We start from the raw sequence: 17,280 nt of genomic DNA on the forward strand, positions 1-17,280 counted from the left end.
GCCTGGTACGTGTTCTAGTTTTGTTTCGTCGTCACGACCCGCTCGCGAGTGTGACGACCTCCTGTGGCGACGTGGTCGAGCTCGGTTCCTGCGTCGGAAATCTCAGCGAAACCCCAGTGTAAACCCACTTATGAGCGTGTCGATGCGCGTCGGTCGACGCCCGTGTGTCCGTTCGGACGGAAATGGATCGAGATGCCCCTCGGCGGATCTTTGACAGGTGAACACGTTCTAGTTACTATGACCCGGGTCACAGCACACGCCATCGATCGGCCGCGCGCCGACGACGTGAGGATCGAAGGGGGCGCACGATGGTAGACCTCCTCGAGGTCCCCTTACGGGCCGTCGGCGGACTGTTCGCCATGACCGGCGAGACCGCCCGGGCGGCCTTCCGTCGCCCCTTCCAACGGCGCGAGTTCATCGACCAGGCATGGTTCGTCGCCCGCGTCTCACTCGTGCCCACCGTGCTCGTCGCGGTGCCGTTCACGGTCCTGGTGAGCTTCACCCTCAACATCCTGCTCCGGGAGATCGGCGCGGCCGACCTCAGTGGAGCGGGCGCGGCCCTCGGCGCGGTGACGCAGGTCGGTCCCATGGTCACCGTGCTCATCGTCGCCGGCGCCGGTGCCACCGCGATCTGCGCCGATCTCGCGGCGCGCACCATCCGCGAGGAGATCGACGCGATGCGTGTGCTCGGCATCGATCCGATCCAGCGTCTCGTCGTGCCCCGGGTGCTCGCGTCCACCGTCGTCGCCCTGCTGCTCAACGGTCTCGTGTGCACGATCGGCATCCTCGGCGGGTTCGCCTTCTCGGTCTTCCTCCAGGACGTCAACCCCGGCGCGTTCATCAACGGCATCACCCTGCTCACCGGCTTCGGAGAACTGATGATCTCCCAGGTCAAGGCGGGGCTGTTCGGCATGATCGCGGGGCTGGTCGCGTCCTATCTCGGTCTCAATGTCAAAGGTGGAGCGAAAAGTGTCGGCGACGCCGTCAACCAGACGGTCGTGTTCGCGTTCATGGCGCTGTTCGTGGTCAACCTCCTCGTCACGGCCGTCGGCATCAAGCTGACCGCGGGATGAGGGGAGCGGAGATTTCATGGCAGTGATGTCCTGGCGCTTCCCCCGTGCGGTTCGGCGCATGTCACGTGCGTCGTCCACGGTGGACCGAGTGGGGGAGCAGGCGCTGTTCTTCGGGCGCGCCCTCGCGACGGTCCCCCGGGCGCTGATGCACTACCCCAAGGAGACGGTCCGTCTGGTCGCCGAAATCAGCATGGGCACCGGCGCACTCGCCGTCATCGGTGGCACCGTCGTGATCGTCGGGTTCCTGACGCTCTTCACCGGCGGCATCATCGCCGTGCAGGGCTTCAGCTCCCTCGGCAACATCGGCGTCGAAGCGCTCACCGGTTTCTTCGCGGCCTTCATCAACGTGCGTATCGCGGCCCCGACGATCGCCGGTATCGGACTGGCGGCCACCATCGGCGCCGGCTCCACCGCCCAGCTCGGCGCCATGCGTGTCTCCGAGGAGATCGACGCGCTCGAGACCATGGCGATCCCGTCCATTCCGTATCTGGTGTCCACGCGCGTGCTCGCCGGGATGATCGCGATCGTCCCGCTGTACTCGCTCGCCGTGATCGCCTCGTTCGTCGCCAGTCGTTTCGCGACGGTGGTGCTCTACGGCCAGTCGGCCGGCGTGTACGACCACTACTTCACGACCTTCCTGATACCCACCGACATCCTGTGGTCGTTCGTCCAGGCCATCGTGATGGCGATCGCCGTGATGCTCATCCACACCTACTACGGCTTCACCGCAGGTGGCGGCCCCGTCGGTGTGGGTGTCGCGGTCGGCAACGCGGTGCGGGCCTCGCTCGTCGCGGTCGTCACCGTCACCCTGCTCATCTCGCTCGCCGTCTACGGCGCGACCGGCAACTTCAACCTGTCGGGATAGGGCGCGCGACATGGACACTCCTTCGTGGAAGAAGAAGCTCGCCGCCTTCGGTCTCGTGGGCGGCCTCGCCGCGATCGTCGCGGTGGCACTGACGATGTTCGCCGGTGGGTTCACCTCGACGGTCCCGCTCACCGTCACCTCACCCCGCTCCGGTCTGGTGATGGAGCCCGACGCCAAGGTGAAGATGCGCGGCGTCGAGGTGGGCCGCGTGGCGTCGATCGAGCACACACCCGCCGGCGCGGTCCTGCATCTCGACATGCAACCCGGGCAGATGCAACTCATTCCGTCGAACGCGCGGGTGGCGATCGAATCCACCACCGTCTTCGGTGCCAAGTTCGTCGACATCGTCGTCCCCGACGATCCGTCCTCCGTGCCGATGCAGGAAGGCGCCGTGATCGCGGCCGACAACGTCACCGTCGAGTTCAACACCGTCTTCGAGCACCTGTCCGACGTGCTCGCCCAGATCCAGCCCGAGAAGCTCAACGCCACCCTCGGAGCGTTGTCGGAGGCGCTCAACGGACGCGGCGACGCCCTCGGCGCCGCCCTGTCCGAGGCCGATGCGTATCTCGCCGAGATGAATCCGTCGCTGCCGCAACTGCAGGCCGATCTCGTCTCGGCCGCGCAGGTCACCGACGTCTACGCCGACACGGCACCCGACCTCATGACCACGATCGGCAACGCCACCGACGTCGGAAACACCGTCGTCGACGAACAACAGCAGCTCGACCTGCTGCTCATGAACCTCACCGGTCTCGCGAACACCGGACGGGACGTCCTGGGGGAGAACGAAGCACAGTTGACCACCGCACTCGACAGTCTGAGCCACACCACCGGTCTGCTCGGTGAGTACTCGCCCGAACTGACCTGCTTCATCGTCGGCCTCAACGACGCCCGGGTGGCGTTCGAGCCGATGGCCGGCACCGGCGAGTACGCGGCCCTGACCCTGAGCACGAGCTTCATGGGTGGTGCCACGCCGTACAACGACGCCCAGGATCTGCCCGTGGTCGGCGCGAGCGGCGGACCGAACTGCTGGGGCCTGCCGAACTTCGACCCGCGCCGCGACGGTCACGCGCCGTTCGTCGTGACGAACACCGGTGAAACGCCCTACAAGCCCGCAACGGAGGCCTGGATCCGCTACCCGACGATCTTCCAGTACCTGTTCGGCGACCATCTCGCAGGCGGGCGGTGACGATGAGAGCGACCACCGTCAAGTTCCTGATCTTCGCCATCACGATGGCATTGATCTTCGCCGGGCTCGCCGTCGTGTTCAGCCAGGCGCGGTTCACCGGCACCGAGAACTACCGGGCCACCTTCACGGACGTCTCCGGTCTCGGTACCGGCGACAAGGTCCGCATCGCCGGGGTGCAGGTCGGCTCCGTGAAGAAGGTCGACATCGGCCCCGACAACACCGCCGAGATCGAGTTCGACGTGGACGCGAAGCACACGCTGTTCACCAGTACCCGCGCCACCGTGCGGTACGAGAACCTCGTCGGCGACCGGTATCTCGAACTGCTCGAAGGCGCCGGCAGCGTCGACGTCCTGCCCGCCGGTGGCAGCATCCCGATCGAGCAGACCGAACCGGCCCTCGACCTCGACCTGCTCCTCGGCGGGTTCAAGCCGCTGCTGCAGGGCCTCGACGCGCAGCAGGTCAACGACCTCTCCGGAGCACTCTTGCAGGTCTTCCAGGGTCAGGGCGACACGCTCGTGTCGCTGCTGGGGAACACCAACTCGTTCACCAACTCCCTCGCCGACCGCGACCAGCTGATCGGCGACGTCATCGACAACCTCAACGCCGTCCTCGGCACGATCGACGATCACGATCGCGAGTTCGAGAACACCATCGAACAACTGCACACCCTGGTGGGCGGGCTGTCCGCCGACCGTGATCCCATCGGCGCGTCGATCCCGCAGATCGCTACCGGCACTGCGGATCTCGCCGCACTGCTGCAGAACAACCGGCCCGACCTGCAGACGGTCATCGCCGAGACGAACCGCACCATGACCCAGCTCGACCTCGGCAAGGACGACATCAACCGCACGCTCGAACGCCTGCCCTCCGATTACAAGAAACTCATCCGCGTGGGTGCATACGGAAACTTCTTCCAATTCTTCCTCTGTGCCAATACTTTCAAGTTCTCCGGACCGGACGGCACCACCATCCGGTACACCACGGCGAACCACGACACGGGAAGGTGTGCGAAGGTCGAATGAGTGCACCTCGTGACCCCAACTACATCCGGACGGGCATCATCGGCCTGGCCGTGTCCGCCGCGATCGTGCTCGCCGGTCTGCAGTACGACCAGCTGCACTTCCTCTCCGGTGGCCTGAGCTACTCGGCCCGTTTCCAGGACGCCGGTGGCCTCGTCCCCGGCGACGACGTCATGCTCGCCGGCGTGAACGTCGGCGACGTCACCGACGTGCGGCTCGACGATCAGGCCGTGCTGGTCACCTTCCGTATCCGCGACGGTATCGGGCTCGGCGACACCACCGGTGCCGACATCAAGACCAACACCGTTCTCGGTCGGAAGTCCCTGGCGCTGCGCCCCGGTGGCGACGGCGTGATGCGCCCGGGCTCGGTGATCGCGCTCGAACGCACCAACTCGCCGTACTCGCTGACCGACGCTCTCGGCGACCTCACGACCTCGGTCTCCGAACTCGACACCGACCGGATCAACGAGTCGCTCGACGCGTTGTCGCAGTCGCTCGAGAACACCCCGCCCGAGATCCAGGGCGCATTGGAGGGCATGACCCGCCTGTCGCAGTCGATCAACGCCCGCGACGAATCGCTGGACCAGTTGCTCGAACGCGCCGAGGGCGTGACGAGCATCCTCGCCGAGCGCAGCGACCAGGTCAACGCGCTCATCGTCGACGCGAATGCGCTGTTCGGCGAACTGAGTCTGCGCCGCGACGCCATCACCGAACTGATCGCGAACATCTCGTCCGTCTCGCGTCAGCTCACCGGCCTCGTGCAGGACAACCAGGCGCAGATGGCACCGACGCTCGAGAAGCTCAACCTCGTGACGGCCAACCTGCAGGCGAACAAGGAGAACATCGCCGGCGCACTCGACGGTCTGGGCCCGTACATCAGCGCACTCGGCGAATCCGTCGCCAGCGGACCGTTCTTCAACGCCTATGTGTCCAACATCCTGCCGGCACCGTGGTGGAAGGCCGTGGTGGACAGCCAGGTCGCACCCGATCTCCTCCCCGAGGATCTGCAGGACGTGATCCCGGACGAACCCCCGACGATCAAGAGGGACGGCGAATGAGTACCGATACCGCCGCAACGACCCGGCGGCGCCCACCCTGGCTGATGGCGGCGATCATCGGTGCCGTCGTCGTGCTCGGCGCCCTCGCCGTGTTCGTCCTGCCGGACCTCGGCAAGCGCACCATCCACGCCGAATTCGCTTCCACCAGCGGCCTGTACGAGGGCGACGACGTGCGGGTGCTCGGAGTGTCGGTGGGACGCATCAGCGACATCGAACCCCGCGACGACCTCGTGCGCGTGACGATGCAGGTCGACAGCGGCGTCGAGATCCCGTCCGACGCAAAGGCCGTCGTCATCGCGCAGAGCCTCGTCTCGGCGCGTTTCGTCCAGCTCACCCCGGTCTACTCGGGTGGTCCGACGATCGAGGACGGCACGACGATCCCGATGCAGCGCACGGCCTCTCCGGTCGAATGGGACCAGATCAAGACCGAACTGATGCGGCTGTCCGAAGCGCTCGGACCCGAGGAACTCGATCCGCAGGGATCCCTCGGCCGGTTCATCGACACCGCCGCCGACAATCTCGAGGGCAACGGGCAGACCGTGCGTGCGGCCCTGCGCGAGTTGTCGGACACCATGCGCACGCTCTCCGAGGGGCGCACCGACCTGTTCTCGACGATCCGCAACCTGCAGACCTTCGTATCGGTCCTCTCGTCGAGCAACGAGCAGATCGTGCAGTTCGGCGGTCGACTCGCGTCGGTCTCGGACGTGCTCGCGCAGAGCTCCGACCAGCTCGGGGTCTCGTTGTCCGAGTTGAACATCGCCGTCGGCGACGTGCAGCGGTTCGTGCAGGACAACCGGGCCGGTCTCACCGAATCGGTGCAGCGACTGGCCGACGCGACCGAGGTGCTCGCCCGCAAGCGACCCGAGATCGAGCGGGTACTGCACTCGGGCCCGACCTCCCTCGCGAACTTCTACAACATCTACAAGCCGGCGCAGGGTTCGCTCACGGGCGCACTCGCGATCAACAACCTCGCCAACCCCGTCGAGTGGATGTGCGGGTCGGTCGCGGCCGCCGCCAACGCGACCTCCGAGCGCAGCGAGGAACTGTGCCGCCAGCAGCTCGGACCGGTGCTGTCGTCCATCAACGCCAACTACCTTCCGCTGCTGGTCAACCCGCTGGCCGGTGTGCAGGCCTTCGACGGTGACATCGTCTACACCGAACCCTGGCTCGAAGGGGCGTCGGAAGGACGCGGCACCGCACCCGGTCCGTCGCTGTCGGAAGCGGCGTCGCCGCTCGACGGGATCCTCGGCGGCCTGCCGTCGCTGCAGGTCCCGCAGGATCTCGGTTCCCTGCTGCAGCCGGGAGGAGGACGATGACCGGCCGATCGATGTTCCGCCGCCTCGGTGTCGCGGTCACCGCCGTCGCGGTGGGCACGACACTCACCGCGTGCGAGTGGGGTGGACTCAACTCGATTCCCATGCCCGGCACCGCCGGCCGCGGAGAAGGCGCCTACCGGGTGCAGATCGAGATGCCCAACGTGACGACCCTGACCCAGAACTCGCCCGTGCGAGTCGACGACGTCACCGTCGGGTCGATCTCGGGGATCGAACTCGACGGCTGGCACGCGCTCGTGACGGTCTCGCTCGACGAAGGCGTGATCGTTCCGGCCAACTCGCTCGCGCGGATCGGTCAGACGAGCCTGCTCGGATCGCAGCACCTCGAACTGATCCCGCCCGTCGGCGAACCCCCGGAGGGCCGCCTCGAGGACGGCGACGTCATCCCACTCGAACGCGCCGGTGCGTATCCGACCACCGAACAGACGCTCTCGTCGTTGTCGGTGGTGCTCAACGGTGGTGGACTCGCGCAGATCAACGACATCACCACCGAGCTGAACGCGGCGCTCGTCGGCCGGGAGGACTCGATCCGGAACCTGCTCCCGCGCCTGGACGAACTGGTCTCCACTCTCGATACGCAGCGCGGTGACATCATCGCCGCGCTGGAGGGCATGGACCGTCTGGCGGCGACCGTGAACGACCAGAACGCGACACTCGTCCGGGCTCTCGAGGAACTGCCGCCCGCGATCGAGGTGCTGGCCGACCAGCGATCGAACCTCACGGCCGCGATGAGTTCGCTCGGCGAGCTGAGCACCGTGGCCAGCCGGGTCGTGGAGACCTCGAACGACGACCTGAAGGCGAACCTCGAGGGGCTCGCACCGACGTTGAAGGCGCTGGCCGATTCGGGCAGTGCCCTGACCGAGGTGCTCGGTGTGCTGCTCACCTATCCCTTCCCGCAGGCGGGCATCAACAACATCATCCGCGGCGACTACGCCAACCTCGCGATGACGATCGACCTCAGTCTCGAACGTCTCGACCTGAACTTCCTGTCCGGGACGCCGCTCGCGGGACGTCTCGCGGGTCCGGAGGGGATCCTCGGCCGCGACGCGGGACTCGCTGCGCAGGCGACCGATCCGTTCCGTGCACCGCTCGAACCGCCACCGCCGCCACCGCCCGGTCCCGAAGGGAAACTGACGATCCCCGGCATCGGTGAGATCACCATTCCCGGCCTTCCCCTGGGGGTGCCCGCACCATGATGCTCACGCGGTTCGTCCGCATCCAGCTCACGATCTTCGCGATCCTCACGGTCGTCGGACTCGTCGTGATGTCGCTGATGTACGTGCGGCTGCCCGCCCTGTTCGGGGTCGGGCGGTACGAGGTGGTCGTCGAACTCCAGTCGACCGGCGGCCTGTACCCGCATTCGAACGTCACCTACCGCGGCAACACCGTCGGCACCGTCCGGAGCGTCTCGCTGTCGCCGGTGGGCGTCGAGGCGAAGTTGTCCATCGACAGCGACGCGAAGATCCCCGCCGACGTCGACGCGGCCGTGCGCAGCGTGTCGGCGGTCGGCGAACAGTACGTCGATCTCGTGCCCCGGGCCGACGGCTCGGGCGGCGAACGTCTGGCCGACGGCGACGTGATCCCGGTCGACCGCACGACGGTGCCTCAGGAGGTCGGTGCCCTGCTCGACCAGGCCGACGTGCTGCTCGCCTCGATCGGCGACACGCGACTGCAGACGGTGGTCGACGAGGCGTTCGACGCGTTCAACGGCTCCGGACCCGAACTGCAGGAACTGATCGACTCGACGCGCCTGTTCGTGCAGGAGGCCTCGGCGAACAGCGCCGAGACACGGCAGTTGATCGATCAGATCGGTCCGCTGCTCGACACGCAGGTGGTCACGAGCGACGCCATCCGGTCGTGGACACGCGACATGGTGACCTTCACCGATCGTCTGCGCGAGAGCGATCCCGACCTGCGGGCCCTGCTCGACGTCGGGCCGGGAGCCGCTGCCGAAGCCGAATCGTTGCTGCAGGACCTGAAACCGACGCTGCCGCTGCTGCTCGCGAATCTGGTGAGCGTCGGCGAGGTGGGCGTCATCTACAACGCCGGCATCGAGCAGATCCTGGTGCTGTACCCGCCGATGACGACGGCCCTGATCACCGCGGCCGGCGACGGCCCACCGGAGGACGGTGCCGTGGTGGACTTCCATCTGCAGCTGCACGATCCGCCGCCGTGCCTGGCCGGTTTCGTGCCGCCGGAACAGTGGCGCAGCCCGGCCGACACGTCCATGGTCGACACCCCGGGCGACGTCTTCTGCCAACTGCCGCAGGACTATCCGAATGCGATCCGCGGTGCCCGGAACCTGCCGTGCATGGAGTACCCGGGCCGTCGCGCACCGACGCCCGACATGTGCCGCACCGGGTACAGCCCCACCTACTCGGACAATCCGTGGACCGGGCCGCCCACGCCGGTGGCCTCGGAGAATGTCGCACCCACACCCGCCTCCTACGGCGGGGGAGACGACACGGCTCCCGCCGGGGTCGCGGCGCGACGGATCGATCCGCAGACCGGGACGTACATTGGTCCCGACGGCACCGTGTACACGCACGCCGATCTCGGTGGAGATCGGAGCTTGGAGAGTTACATGAAGGCGCAGCAGGGCTGATGGCAGACGAGATCGACATGAAGACGAAGCCGAGATGGGCCAAGCCGGTCGCGATCATCGCGTCCGTGCTGGTGATCGCACTCGTGGCGGTCGGGGCCTGGCTCATCGTCGACCGGCAGTCCGCGAACGAACGCGACGAGCGTCGGGAGGCGTACCTGCAGGCCGCGCGGCAGACGGTGCTCAACCTGACCACCATCAACGCCGACACCGCCGACGCCGACGTCGCGCGTCTGCTCGAAGGCGCGACGGGTGATTTCAAGGCCGAGTTCGAGGGCCGCGAAGGACCTTTCGTGGAGGTCGTGCAGCAGGCCGGTGTCGACACCACCGGTGAGGTCCTCGAGGCGGGGATCCAGAACGAGGACGGCACGTGCGCGTCGTCGCTCGTCGCCTCCCGCGCGATGGTGAGCAACGCCGACCAGACCGAACCCGAAGCGCGCGACTTCCGTCTGCGGGTGACGATCTGCGACGAGAACGGCAGATTGTTGGCGTCGAAGGTGGAGTTCGTGCCGTGACCGACGAGAAGGACGATCGCGTGACGCTCGACAAGACCGACGAAGCCGTGTCCGGCACTGTGTCCGACAAGACCGAGGAGACGGGCGGATCCACCGCCGCCGCCGAGACCTCGGCCGCCGCCGCCTCGGTCCCGGACGCGACTTCGGATCCGAAGGCCTCGTACCTGCCGCACATCGCGATCGGATTGTCGATCGTGGCACTGGTTTTCGCGGTCCTGGTGGGGTGGCTCGCCTACGGCACCGTCCAGCAGTCCGCCGCCGAGACGGCGCGGACCGACGCGCGGGTCGCTGCGGAGGAACAGGCGGTCGCGATGCTCGCCTACACCCACGATCAGGTGGACGCGCAGACCGAGGCCGCTGCGGAAGGCCTCACCGGCGACTTCCGCGACGAGTACACGAATCTGATGAAGAACATCATCGCGCCGGGCGCCAAGGAGAAGGCGATCAGCGTGCAGGTGAGCGTGCAGGCGTCGTCGGTGGTCTCCGCCGACGCCGACAGTGCCGTGACCCTGCTGTTCCTCAACCAGATCACGACGAGTTCGGAGAACCCCGAAGCGGTGAGCAGCGGCAGCCGGGTGCGCGTCGAACTCGAAAAGCAGGACGGGCGTTGGCTCGTCAGCCGGCTGACGCCGATCTAGGAGAGAGCCGTCAGGTGGGGTCGGGTTCGCCGGCCTCACCCGGCGCGATCAGCGCGCGCCCGGCGGCATTGGTGTTGGCGAGAGTGTCGAGGAACGAACGGGCCCAGCGGTCCACATCGTGCGTGAGCACCTGACGGCGCAGCGCACGCATCCTCTTGCGGCCGTCCTCGCGCGGCACCTCGATCGCGGCCTGGATCTTGTCCTTGACGTCCTCGAGGTCGTGCGGGTTGCACTGGAACGACTGTCGCAGTTCGGCTGCGGCACCGGTGAACTCGCTGAGCACCAGCGCGCCGCCGAGATCGCTGCGGCACGCGATGTACTCCTTGGCGACGAGATTCATACCGTCGCGCAAGGGGGTCACGAGCATGACGTCGGCCGCGACGAAGAACGCGATGAGCTCGTCGCGGGGGACCGGCCGGTGGATGTAGTGCACCACCGGACGCCCCACCTCGGCGTACTCGCCGTTGATGCGGCTGACCGTCCGCTCGATCTCGCCGCGCATGTGGACGTAGGAATCGACGCGTTCCCGGCTCGGGGTCGCGAGCTGCACCATCACGGTGTCCTTCGGGTCCATGCGACCCTCGGCGAGGAGTTCGTGCACCGCGTCGAGCCGCACGTCGATGCCCTTGGTGTAGTCGAGCCGGTCGACGCCGAGCAGGATCTTCTTCGGGTTGCCGAGTTCCTTGCGCAACGCCTTGGCACGATCGCGGATCGCCTTGCTGCGTGACTGCTGGTCGAGCCGGCCCGATTCGATGGAGATGGGGAAGGCACCGACACGCACCGAGCGGAAGCCGACCTGGACCACGCCGAGCTTCGACCGGATACCGATGTTGCCGCGGGAGGTCTGGGCCCCTGCCAGGCGGCGGGCGAGATACAGGAAGTTCTGGGCACCACCGGGGAGGTGGAAGCCGATGAGATCGGCGCCGAGGAGACCCTCGACGATCTCGGTGCGCCACGGCAGTTGCATGAACAGCTCGATCGGCGGGAACGGGATGTGCAGGAAGAAGCCGATCGTCAGATCGGGGCGGAGCATCCGCAGCATCTTCGGCACCAGCTGGAGCTGGTAGTCCTGGATCCAGACGGTCGCGCCCTCCGCGGCGGCCTTCGCGGTCTCCTCCGCGAAGCGGCGGTTGATCTCGACGTAGGAGTTCCACCATTCGCGCCGGTACTCCGGGCGCACGATCACGTCGTGGTAGAGCGGCCACAGCGTGGCGTTGGAGAACCCCTCGTAGTAGTCGGCGATGTCCTCGGTGCTCAACCGCACCGAGTGCAGGGTCAGACCGTCCTCGACGATGACGCCGGACTCGGCGTCGGCCACACCGGCCCAGCCGACCCAGGCGCCGTTGTTCGAACGCAGGATCGGCTCGAGCGCGGTGACGAGGCCGCCCGGACTGCGCTTCCAGCGGGTGGTGCCGTCGGGAAGCCGTTCGAGGTCGACCGGCAGGCGATTGGCGACGACCACGAAGTCCGACCCGGCGTGCGAGTCGTGGTTCCCCGCTGCGTCCGCTTCGCCTGCTGTCACGTTGTGGTCCTCTTTCGGGGCCGGTGCCGTCGCCGGCCCGGCAGGGTGGGTGCCGTCACCGGCCCGGCAGGGTGGGTGCCGTCACCGGCACCGTGGTGGGTGTCGTGCTCGTCAGTGCTTGTCGCTGGGACCGATGCCGAGCATCGACAGCAGCATGCGGCACTCGTCCGCATTCTCTGCGTAGGCGGCGACGACTCGCTGCGCCTGTCGTGCGGTTTCGTCGGCGACGGGTTCGAGATCCTCGTCGGCGATGTCGTTCGCGGTGGTCGGGTCCGCGGCCATGATGTCCTCCCGGGGTCGCTGCTCTGTGCGAGCACGCATCGTCCTTCGACTCTAGGAGAATCGGACAGCTCGCCGCCACCCGCCTTCCGAGGTCGGTCCTGGCACGGTCCTGCACGTCTACGTCGCGGTACCGTAGGACGGTCGTGCTGTAGGTACACCGTGTGTGTTTCCGGTGCGCGACGTCACGGCGCCGACCCGCGGCGCACAACCGCGCTCTCGTCGAGGAAGGTATTCATGCCCATTGCCACCGTGAACGGCATCCCGCTGAACTACCAGGTCAAGGGAACGGGCGATCTCGTCGTCCTCATCATGGGAACGGGTAGTCCGGGGCGCGTGTGGGATCTGCACCAGGTGCCCGCGCTCGTGAAGGCCGGCTACCGGGTCGCCACCTTCGACAACCGCGGCATCGCACCGTCGGGCGAGAGCCTCGGCGGCATGACCATCGACGACCTGGTGAAGGACACCGCCGGCCTGATCGAACTGCTCGGCGGTCCCGCCTACGTGATCGGCACGTCGATGGGTGCGCGTGTCGCGCAGGAGTTGACGCTCGCCCGTCCCGAGCTCGTCCGCAAGGCCGTCTTCCTGGCCGGCCACGCCCGCATGGACCAGTTCCAGCTGACGCTCACCGAGGGGGAGCGCCAGCTCTACGACAGCGGCGTCGAACTGCCACCGAAGTACCAGGCCGCCGTCACGGCGGTGATGAATCTGTCGCCGGCCTCGCTGGCCGACGAGCACACCGCCCGCGACTGGCTGGACGTCTTCGAGTTCAGCGGCGGAAAGGTGTCGGCGGGCGTGCGCGCGCAGCTCGGCATGGACCGGGAGTTCGATCGGCGCGCGGCCTACCGGGGCATCACCGTGCCGTGCCTGGCCGTCGGATTCGCCGACGACCGGATGATCCCGGCCTATCTGTCGCGCGAGGTCGCGGACGCCATTCCGGGTGCGCGCTACGAGGAGATCCCGGACGCCGGGCACTACGGCTATCTCGAGCGGCCCGAGGCGGTCAACAAGATCCTGGTGGACTTCCTGGCTTCGTAGGGGAGTCCCCTGGCAGGGGAAATCGGCAGGCGGGCGCGGTGGAATCAGTCACGATCCACCGCGCCCGTCGTCTGCGAAATGCGACGAAGGTCCCTGTGATCCGGGAGATCGTGACGTCCCGCGGACCGTCGGGCACTGGTACGCTCACCGAACAAAGGTTAGCCTGAGCTACCTTCGAGTCTCGTACGAACCGATCACGGGCCCCTCCGGCCCCCCTAGTACGGAAGTTGAGTGATGACCGACCGTTCCAGCCTTGTCGCCGATGACGCGGGGAGGTCGGAGGGCAACTCGCAAGGAGACGTCTTCGACCTCGTCGGTATCGGTTTCGGCCCCTCGAACCTGGCGCTCGCGATCGCTGTCGAGGAGCACAACACCGACAACCCCTCCTCGGCGATCCGGGCACGATTCTTCGAACGTCAGTCGGCCTTCGCCTGGCACCCGGGCATGCTGCTCGAGGGCGCCACGATGCAGATCGCGTTCCCCAAGGATCTGGTCACCTTCCGTAACCCCACGAGCTCGTACAGCTTCTTCTCCTACCTGCACGACCGTGGCCGTCTCGTGGACTTCGTCAACCACCAGACGTTCTTCCCCACGCGTCACGAGTTCCAGGACTACCTGCAGTGGGCGGCCACGCGCGTCGACGCCGACGTCCGCTACGGAACCGAGGTCGTCTCGGTCGAGACCGTCCGCAACCACAACGGGATCGCCGACCTGTTCGCCGTGCGGACCGCCGACGGCGCCGTCGTGTACGCGCACAGCGTCGTGGTCGGAGTCGGACTGCGTGCCCGGCTCCCGAAGTGGGCGGTCGCGTCTGCCCGCTGCTTCCACAACCACCACTTCCTCTTCCACATCGAGGACATGCCGGAGCCGCAGCACCAGCGCTTCGTGGTGGTCGGCGCAGGGCAGAGCGCTGCCGAGGTCGTGCAGTACCTGCACACGCACTACCCGCAGGCCGAGGTCCACAACGTCTTCAACCGCTTCGGGTACAGCCCCGCCGACGACAGCCCGTACGCGAACCGCATCTTCGACCCGCAAGTCGTCGACGAGCTGCACGCGGCCCCGCTGTCCGAGCGTGAGCGGCTGCTCGCCCTGCACCGCAGCACCAACTACTCGGTCGTCTCGCCCGAACTCATCGAGGCGCTCTACGCGACCGAGTACCGCGAACGGGTGAGCGGTCGTCGCCGACTGTTCATGCGTCGTGCCTCGGAGGTCGTATCGGCGCTCGAGAGCGACGCAGGAGTCACCGTCGAGATCCGCGACAATCTCGAAGGCGACACCGAGACCCTCGAGTGCGACGCGGTGGTCCTCGCGACCGGCTTCGAGCCCGCGCCCCTCGCACCGCTGCTGGGCGATCTCGCGCCCGAGACTCCCGTCCTGTCCGTCGCCCGCGACTACCGTCTGCCGCTGCCGGAGAACGTCACGGCCGACGTCTACCTCCAGGGCGGAACCGAGAAGACACACGGTCTGACCGCGTCGTTGCTGTCCAACGCAGCGATCCGCGCGGGTGAGATCCTCACCTCGATCGTCGAACGCCGAGAGCTCCGTCTGCCCGGAGCCGGGGGAGGAATCGACGAGCTTGGTAGGATATCGGACCATCACACCTACGCAACAAGTGAGGCGAGATGAGCACGAATCCATTTGACGACGAAGACGGCCGCTTCTACGTCCTCATCAACGATGAGGAGCAGTACTCGCTGTGGCCGACCTTCGCCGAGGTTCCGCAGGGGTGGCGGGTGGTATTCGGCGAAGAGTCGCGCGCCGCTTGCGTCGAGTACGTCGAGCAGAATTGGACCGATATGCGTCCGAAGAGCCTTCGCGACGCAATGGAAGCCGACGAGAAGGCCCGCCAGGGCAGCTGAACGCTTCCGTCAGATCCGCCGAGAGTCACGCCCGCGCCGAAAGCGCAGCGTGGCTCTCGTCGTCTGTACGGACGATCCCGACTCCCTGCTCGACGACCCGTGTGAATCGACGGGTATCGGGCCCGTGGCCAGCGGACCCGACGCGATCGGGCCCGTGGGTATCGGGCCGGTCGCGATCGGTCCCGTCGCGATGGGGCCCGTCCCGGGAGCTGTGGGAATCGGGCCGGTGTGCAGCGATCCCACCGGGATGGGACCGGTGGCGGGGCCGGGCGCCGGGCGCCACACCGGGCGGTTCTTGTCGAGCCGGATCCGGGGGATCCGCCGCAGCTGCGGGCGACGCAACGCGCCGACGCGCAGGACACCGCGCGGATTGCGGGTGCGGCGGGCCAGCCACTCACCGAGCGTGACACCCGCGGCGAGCGCGCATCCGATACCGAACGCCGAAAACAGCGCCGTCATGCCGGTGGCCATCTGATTCCGGAGCATCGCGTACAGGCCGCGATAGAGGGCGAGACCGGGCAGCAGCGGCGTGATGCCGGCGACCGCGACGACCAGCGGGGGCGTGAGCGCACGGCGGGCCATCAGACCACCGGCGAAACCGATGACGGTCGCGGCCAGCGCCGACGAGATGATCGGGCCGAGCGACAACCCGAGCGCGAGCTGGTAGCCGAGGCTGCCGGTGGCGCCGGCGAACGCGGCGACCGTGAGGGCCCGACGTTCGGCGTAGCAGGCGAGGGCGTAGAACAACGCCGCGGCGGCACCGGCGAGGATCTTCGTCGGCAGCTGTGTGAGGTCGGGGAGTGCCTCGTAACTGATGAGGGGGAGTTCGGCGCCGAATACCGACGCGACCCGCAGGGTCGTCGCGACGCCCGCGATGATGCCGCCCGTCATCATCAGCACTTCGAAGAAACGCGCCGACGCCGTGATGGGGGCACCGGTGATGGCGTCCTGCACCGAACCCACGAGCGACAGACCGGACAGCAGCACCGTCACGCCGGCCGCGATGATCAGTCCCGGCGACACTTCGATCCCGATGGTCTCCCGTATCCCGTACAACGTGATCGCCGGGGCCGTCGCGACGATGCCGCCCACCAGATGCTGGAAGAAGAACGGCAACCCGGCCGCGTTGAGTTTGCGGTTGACGCGGTCGATCACGAACGTCGAACCGAAGGCGACGAGCGCGACCAGCGCGTCGCCGCCGAGGAGCACGGAGATCGAGGCGGCCATCGCCGACCACGCGACCGTCGCCACCCAGCGGTTGTACGGATGCGCCTTGGTGGTGATGGCGAGCAGTTCCTCGTGCGCCTGCGCCGGGGAGATCGCGTCGCGGCGGATGCGTCGGGTCAGACGGTCGACGGCCGCGAGTCGCGTGAAGTCCATCGAGCGGTAGTGCACCACCCGCATCGTGCTCGACGGCGGCATCGTCGGTCCGCGATAGGCCGACAGCACGATCGAGTTGTAGGTGACGTCGACGTCGCACTGCGCCAGGCCGTAGGTGGCGGCGACGAACCGCACCTGCTCGGCGGTGTCGATCGCACCGGTACCCGAGGCGAGCAGGACCTCACCGACACGCACGGCGACGTCGAGGGCCTCGGCGACCACCGCATCGTCGGTCAGATCGATCGGCTGGAGTGGCGCCGGAGCCTCGGTGACCGCGTCGATGGTCGCGCGGCGGGTACCGAGAAGTCGATCGAGGAATTCGTCGAAGCGGCTCACCGTCCGCGGCCTCCGGTACGGCTGGGGGAAACGGGGAGGGTGGGCATGCAATCCACCGTAACGAAGGCGGGTGGGTGCGCGCCGGGAGTGTGACGCGCTATATGATGGCGTCGCTCACGCGTCGTCCGCGACCGTCGAGTTCTGTGCCTCCTTAGCTCAGTGGTAGAGCACTCGCCTTGTAAGCGAGCGGTCGTCAGTTCAATCCTGACAGGGGGCTCCGGTAGGGCCCGTCGCGTACAGCGTGCGGGCCTGTTTCATCCGGTGCTGCTGTGAACCGCTGCGAAGACCACGAACACGGCGAACAGTGCCGCAGCGCCCAGGCAGGCACCGGCCAGGGCCTCACGGTGATTCGTGGCCGTGCCCTTGTCGGCACGTTCGAGACCGATCCATCCGCACACCACCGCGACCAGCCCGACAGGGATCGCGACGAAGTCTCCGATGACGGGGACGAATGCGAAGACGAGGGCGACGATCCCCGCGATCAGTGCCGCATTCCCGGTGCCGTTGTGCAGAACAGGGGGAGCAGGAGGAACAGGCAGGTCGTCGTGCATGAGTTCCTCCGCTCACGGGGCT

General features: G+C 67.5%; 17 protein-coding genes and 1 tRNA gene. 14 read left to right on the forward strand and 4 right to left on the reverse strand.

Annotation, left to right across the window (positions count from 1 at the left end):
* Positions 1 to 308 precede the first annotated feature (308 nt).
* From LPH33_RS03070 to LPH33_RS03115, 10 genes are read left to right on the forward strand one after another with little or no spacing between them, the layout of a single operon-like run.
* Positions 309 to 1,073 (forward strand): MlaE family ABC transporter permease, encoded by a 765-nt coding sequence (locus LPH33_RS03070; RefSeq protein ID WP_006551898.1) that lies wholly within the window; start codon positions 309 to 311, stop codon positions 1,071 to 1,073.
* 16 nt (positions 1,074 to 1,089) lie between these two features.
* On the forward strand, positions 1,090 to 1,938 hold the full coding sequence (locus tag LPH33_RS03075; RefSeq protein WP_026061170.1) for an MlaE family ABC transporter permease: 849 nt from the start codon (positions 1,090 to 1,092) through the stop codon (positions 1,936 to 1,938).
* Positions 1,939 to 1,948: 10 nt separating this feature from the next.
* Positions 1,949 to 3,127 (forward strand): MCE family protein, encoded by a 1,179-nt coding sequence (locus LPH33_RS03080; RefSeq protein WP_016692408.1) that lies wholly within the window; start codon positions 1,949 to 1,951, stop codon positions 3,125 to 3,127.
* Positions 3,128 to 3,129: 2 nt separating this feature from the next.
* Positions 3,130 to 4,149 carry an MCE family protein gene (locus LPH33_RS03085; protein WP_033096865.1) on the forward strand — a complete coding sequence of 340 codons (1,020 nt, stop codon included), beginning with the start codon at positions 3,130 to 3,132 and terminating at the stop codon, positions 4,147 to 4,149.
* Positions 4,146 to 5,204: an MCE family protein gene (locus LPH33_RS03090; RefSeq protein WP_033096864.1), complete on the forward strand. Its 1,059-nt coding sequence runs from the start codon at positions 4,146 to 4,148 to the stop codon at positions 5,202 to 5,204. The genes LPH33_RS03085 and LPH33_RS03090 overlap by 4 nt, the downstream gene beginning before the upstream one ends.
* Positions 5,201 to 6,520 (forward strand): MCE family protein, encoded by a 1,320-nt coding sequence (locus tag LPH33_RS03095; protein WP_229566999.1) that lies wholly within the window; start codon positions 5,201 to 5,203, stop codon positions 6,518 to 6,520. The genes LPH33_RS03090 and LPH33_RS03095 overlap by 4 nt, the downstream gene beginning before the upstream one ends.
* Positions 6,517 to 7,734, forward strand: a complete 1,218-nt coding sequence (locus LPH33_RS03100; RefSeq protein ID WP_016692412.1) for an MCE family protein — start codon at positions 6,517 to 6,519, stop codon at positions 7,732 to 7,734. The genes LPH33_RS03095 and LPH33_RS03100 overlap by 4 nt, the downstream gene beginning before the upstream one ends.
* Positions 7,731 to 9,143, forward strand: coding sequence for an MCE family protein (locus LPH33_RS03105; RefSeq protein ID WP_059382464.1), 1,413 nt, complete (start codon positions 7,731 to 7,733; stop codon positions 9,141 to 9,143). Before LPH33_RS03100 ends, LPH33_RS03105 begins: the two co-directional genes overlap by 4 nt.
* The gene (locus tag LPH33_RS03110; RefSeq protein WP_064851526.1) at positions 9,143 to 9,655 is read left to right on the forward strand and encodes a hypothetical protein; all 513 of its coding nucleotides are present in this window, start codon (positions 9,143 to 9,145) and stop codon (positions 9,653 to 9,655) included. Before LPH33_RS03105 ends, LPH33_RS03110 begins: the two co-directional genes overlap by 1 nt.
* Positions 9,652 to 10,293: a hypothetical protein gene (locus LPH33_RS03115; protein ID WP_039585845.1), complete on the forward strand. Its 642-nt coding sequence runs from the start codon at positions 9,652 to 9,654 to the stop codon at positions 10,291 to 10,293. Before LPH33_RS03110 ends, LPH33_RS03115 begins: the two co-directional genes overlap by 4 nt.
* A 10-nt stretch (positions 10,294 to 10,303) precedes the next feature.
* On the opposite strand, the gene LPH33_RS03120 is transcribed toward LPH33_RS03115, so the two are convergent.
* Entirely contained in the window at positions 10,304 to 11,815 is a 1,512-nt protein-coding gene (locus tag LPH33_RS03120) for an alpha,alpha-trehalose-phosphate synthase (UDP-forming) (protein ID WP_016692416.1), read from the reverse strand.
* Positions 11,816 to 11,926: 111 nt separating this feature from the next.
* Positions 11,927 to 12,136: a hypothetical protein gene (locus LPH33_RS03125; RefSeq protein ID WP_016692417.1), complete on the reverse strand. Its 210-nt coding sequence runs from the start codon at positions 12,134 to 12,136 to the stop codon at positions 11,927 to 11,929.
* 195 nt (positions 12,137 to 12,331) lie between these two features.
* On the opposite strand from LPH33_RS03125, the gene LPH33_RS03130 reads away from it, so the two are divergent.
* The 3 genes from LPH33_RS03130 to LPH33_RS03140 all read left to right on the forward strand — a co-directional run bounded on the left by LPH33_RS03130 (position 12,332) and on the right by LPH33_RS03140 (position 14,991).
* Complete coding sequence (locus LPH33_RS03130; protein WP_016692418.1) at positions 12,332 to 13,132, forward strand: alpha/beta fold hydrolase; 801 nt, start codon at positions 12,332 to 12,334, stop codon at positions 13,130 to 13,132.
* A gap of 234 nt (positions 13,133 to 13,366) precedes the next feature.
* Positions 13,367 to 14,758 (forward strand): lysine N(6)-hydroxylase/L-ornithine N(5)-oxygenase family protein, encoded by a 1,392-nt coding sequence (locus LPH33_RS03135; RefSeq protein ID WP_229567000.1) that lies wholly within the window; start codon positions 13,367 to 13,369, stop codon positions 14,756 to 14,758.
* Positions 14,755 to 14,991: an MbtH family protein gene (locus tag LPH33_RS03140; RefSeq protein WP_006551884.1), complete on the forward strand. Its 237-nt coding sequence runs from the start codon at positions 14,755 to 14,757 to the stop codon at positions 14,989 to 14,991. The genes LPH33_RS03135 and LPH33_RS03140 overlap by 4 nt, the downstream gene beginning before the upstream one ends.
* Before the next feature lie 9 nt (positions 14,992 to 15,000).
* Here LPH33_RS03140 and LPH33_RS03145 read toward each other — a convergent pair whose 3' ends face one another.
* The gene (locus tag LPH33_RS03145) at positions 15,001 to 16,707 is read right to left on the reverse strand and encodes a threonine/serine ThrE exporter family protein (protein WP_229567001.1); all 1,707 of its coding nucleotides are present in this window, start codon (positions 16,705 to 16,707) and stop codon (positions 15,001 to 15,003) included.
* A 145-nt stretch (positions 16,708 to 16,852) separates the two neighbouring features.
* Between LPH33_RS03145 and LPH33_RS03150 the strand changes: the two genes are divergently transcribed.
* Positions 16,853 to 16,924 (forward strand) — tRNA-Thr (locus tag LPH33_RS03150).
* Positions 16,925 to 16,961: 37 nt separating this feature from the next.
* Here LPH33_RS03150 and LPH33_RS03155 read toward each other — a convergent pair.
* Entirely contained in the window at positions 16,962 to 17,258 is a 297-nt protein-coding gene (locus tag LPH33_RS03155) for an FHIPEP family type III secretion protein (RefSeq protein ID WP_145692988.1), read from the reverse strand.
* Between the last annotated feature and the right edge of the window lie 22 nt (positions 17,259 to 17,280).

Source organism: Rhodococcus sp. RDE2 (assembly GCF_020885655.1).
Lineage (GTDB): Bacteria > Actinomycetota > Actinomycetes > Mycobacteriales > Mycobacteriaceae > Rhodococcus > Rhodococcus pyridinivorans.

Bases quoted from the DNA above. Each gene is read 5' to 3' on its own strand.
- LPH33_RS03070 (WP_006551898.1), top strand. From the start codon at position 309: ATGGTAGACCTCCTCGAGGTCCCCTTACGGGCCGTCGGCGGACTGTTC.
- LPH33_RS03075 (WP_026061170.1), top strand. From the start codon at position 1,090: ATGGCAGTGATGTCCTGGCGCTTCCCCCGTGCGGTTCGGCGCATGTCA.
- LPH33_RS03080 (WP_016692408.1), top strand. From the start codon at position 1,949: ATGGACACTCCTTCGTGGAAGAAGAAGCTCGCCGCCTTCGGTCTCGTG.
- LPH33_RS03085 (WP_033096865.1), top strand. From the start codon at position 3,130: ATGAGAGCGACCACCGTCAAGTTCCTGATCTTCGCCATCACGATGGCA.
- LPH33_RS03090 (WP_033096864.1), top strand. From the start codon at position 4,146: ATGAGTGCACCTCGTGACCCCAACTACATCCGGACGGGCATCATCGGC.
- LPH33_RS03095 (WP_229566999.1), top strand. From the start codon at position 5,201: ATGAGTACCGATACCGCCGCAACGACCCGGCGGCGCCCACCCTGGCTG.
- LPH33_RS03100 (WP_016692412.1), top strand. From the start codon at position 6,517: ATGACCGGCCGATCGATGTTCCGCCGCCTCGGTGTCGCGGTCACCGCC.
- LPH33_RS03105 (WP_059382464.1), top strand. From the start codon at position 7,731: ATGATGCTCACGCGGTTCGTCCGCATCCAGCTCACGATCTTCGCGATC.
- LPH33_RS03110 (WP_064851526.1), top strand. From the start codon at position 9,143: ATGGCAGACGAGATCGACATGAAGACGAAGCCGAGATGGGCCAAGCCG.
- LPH33_RS03125 (WP_016692417.1), bottom strand. From the start codon at position 12,136: ATGCGTGCTCGCACAGAGCAGCGACCCCGGGAGGACATCATGGCCGCG.
- LPH33_RS03130 (WP_016692418.1), top strand. From the start codon at position 12,332: ATGCCCATTGCCACCGTGAACGGCATCCCGCTGAACTACCAGGTCAAG.
- LPH33_RS03135 (WP_229567000.1), top strand. From the start codon at position 13,367: ATGACCGACCGTTCCAGCCTTGTCGCCGATGACGCGGGGAGGTCGGAG.
- LPH33_RS03140 (WP_006551884.1), top strand. From the start codon at position 14,755: ATGAGCACGAATCCATTTGACGACGAAGACGGCCGCTTCTACGTCCTC.
- LPH33_RS03155 (WP_145692988.1), bottom strand. From the start codon at position 17,258: ATGCACGACGACCTGCCTGTTCCTCCTGCTCCCCCTGTTCTGCACAAC.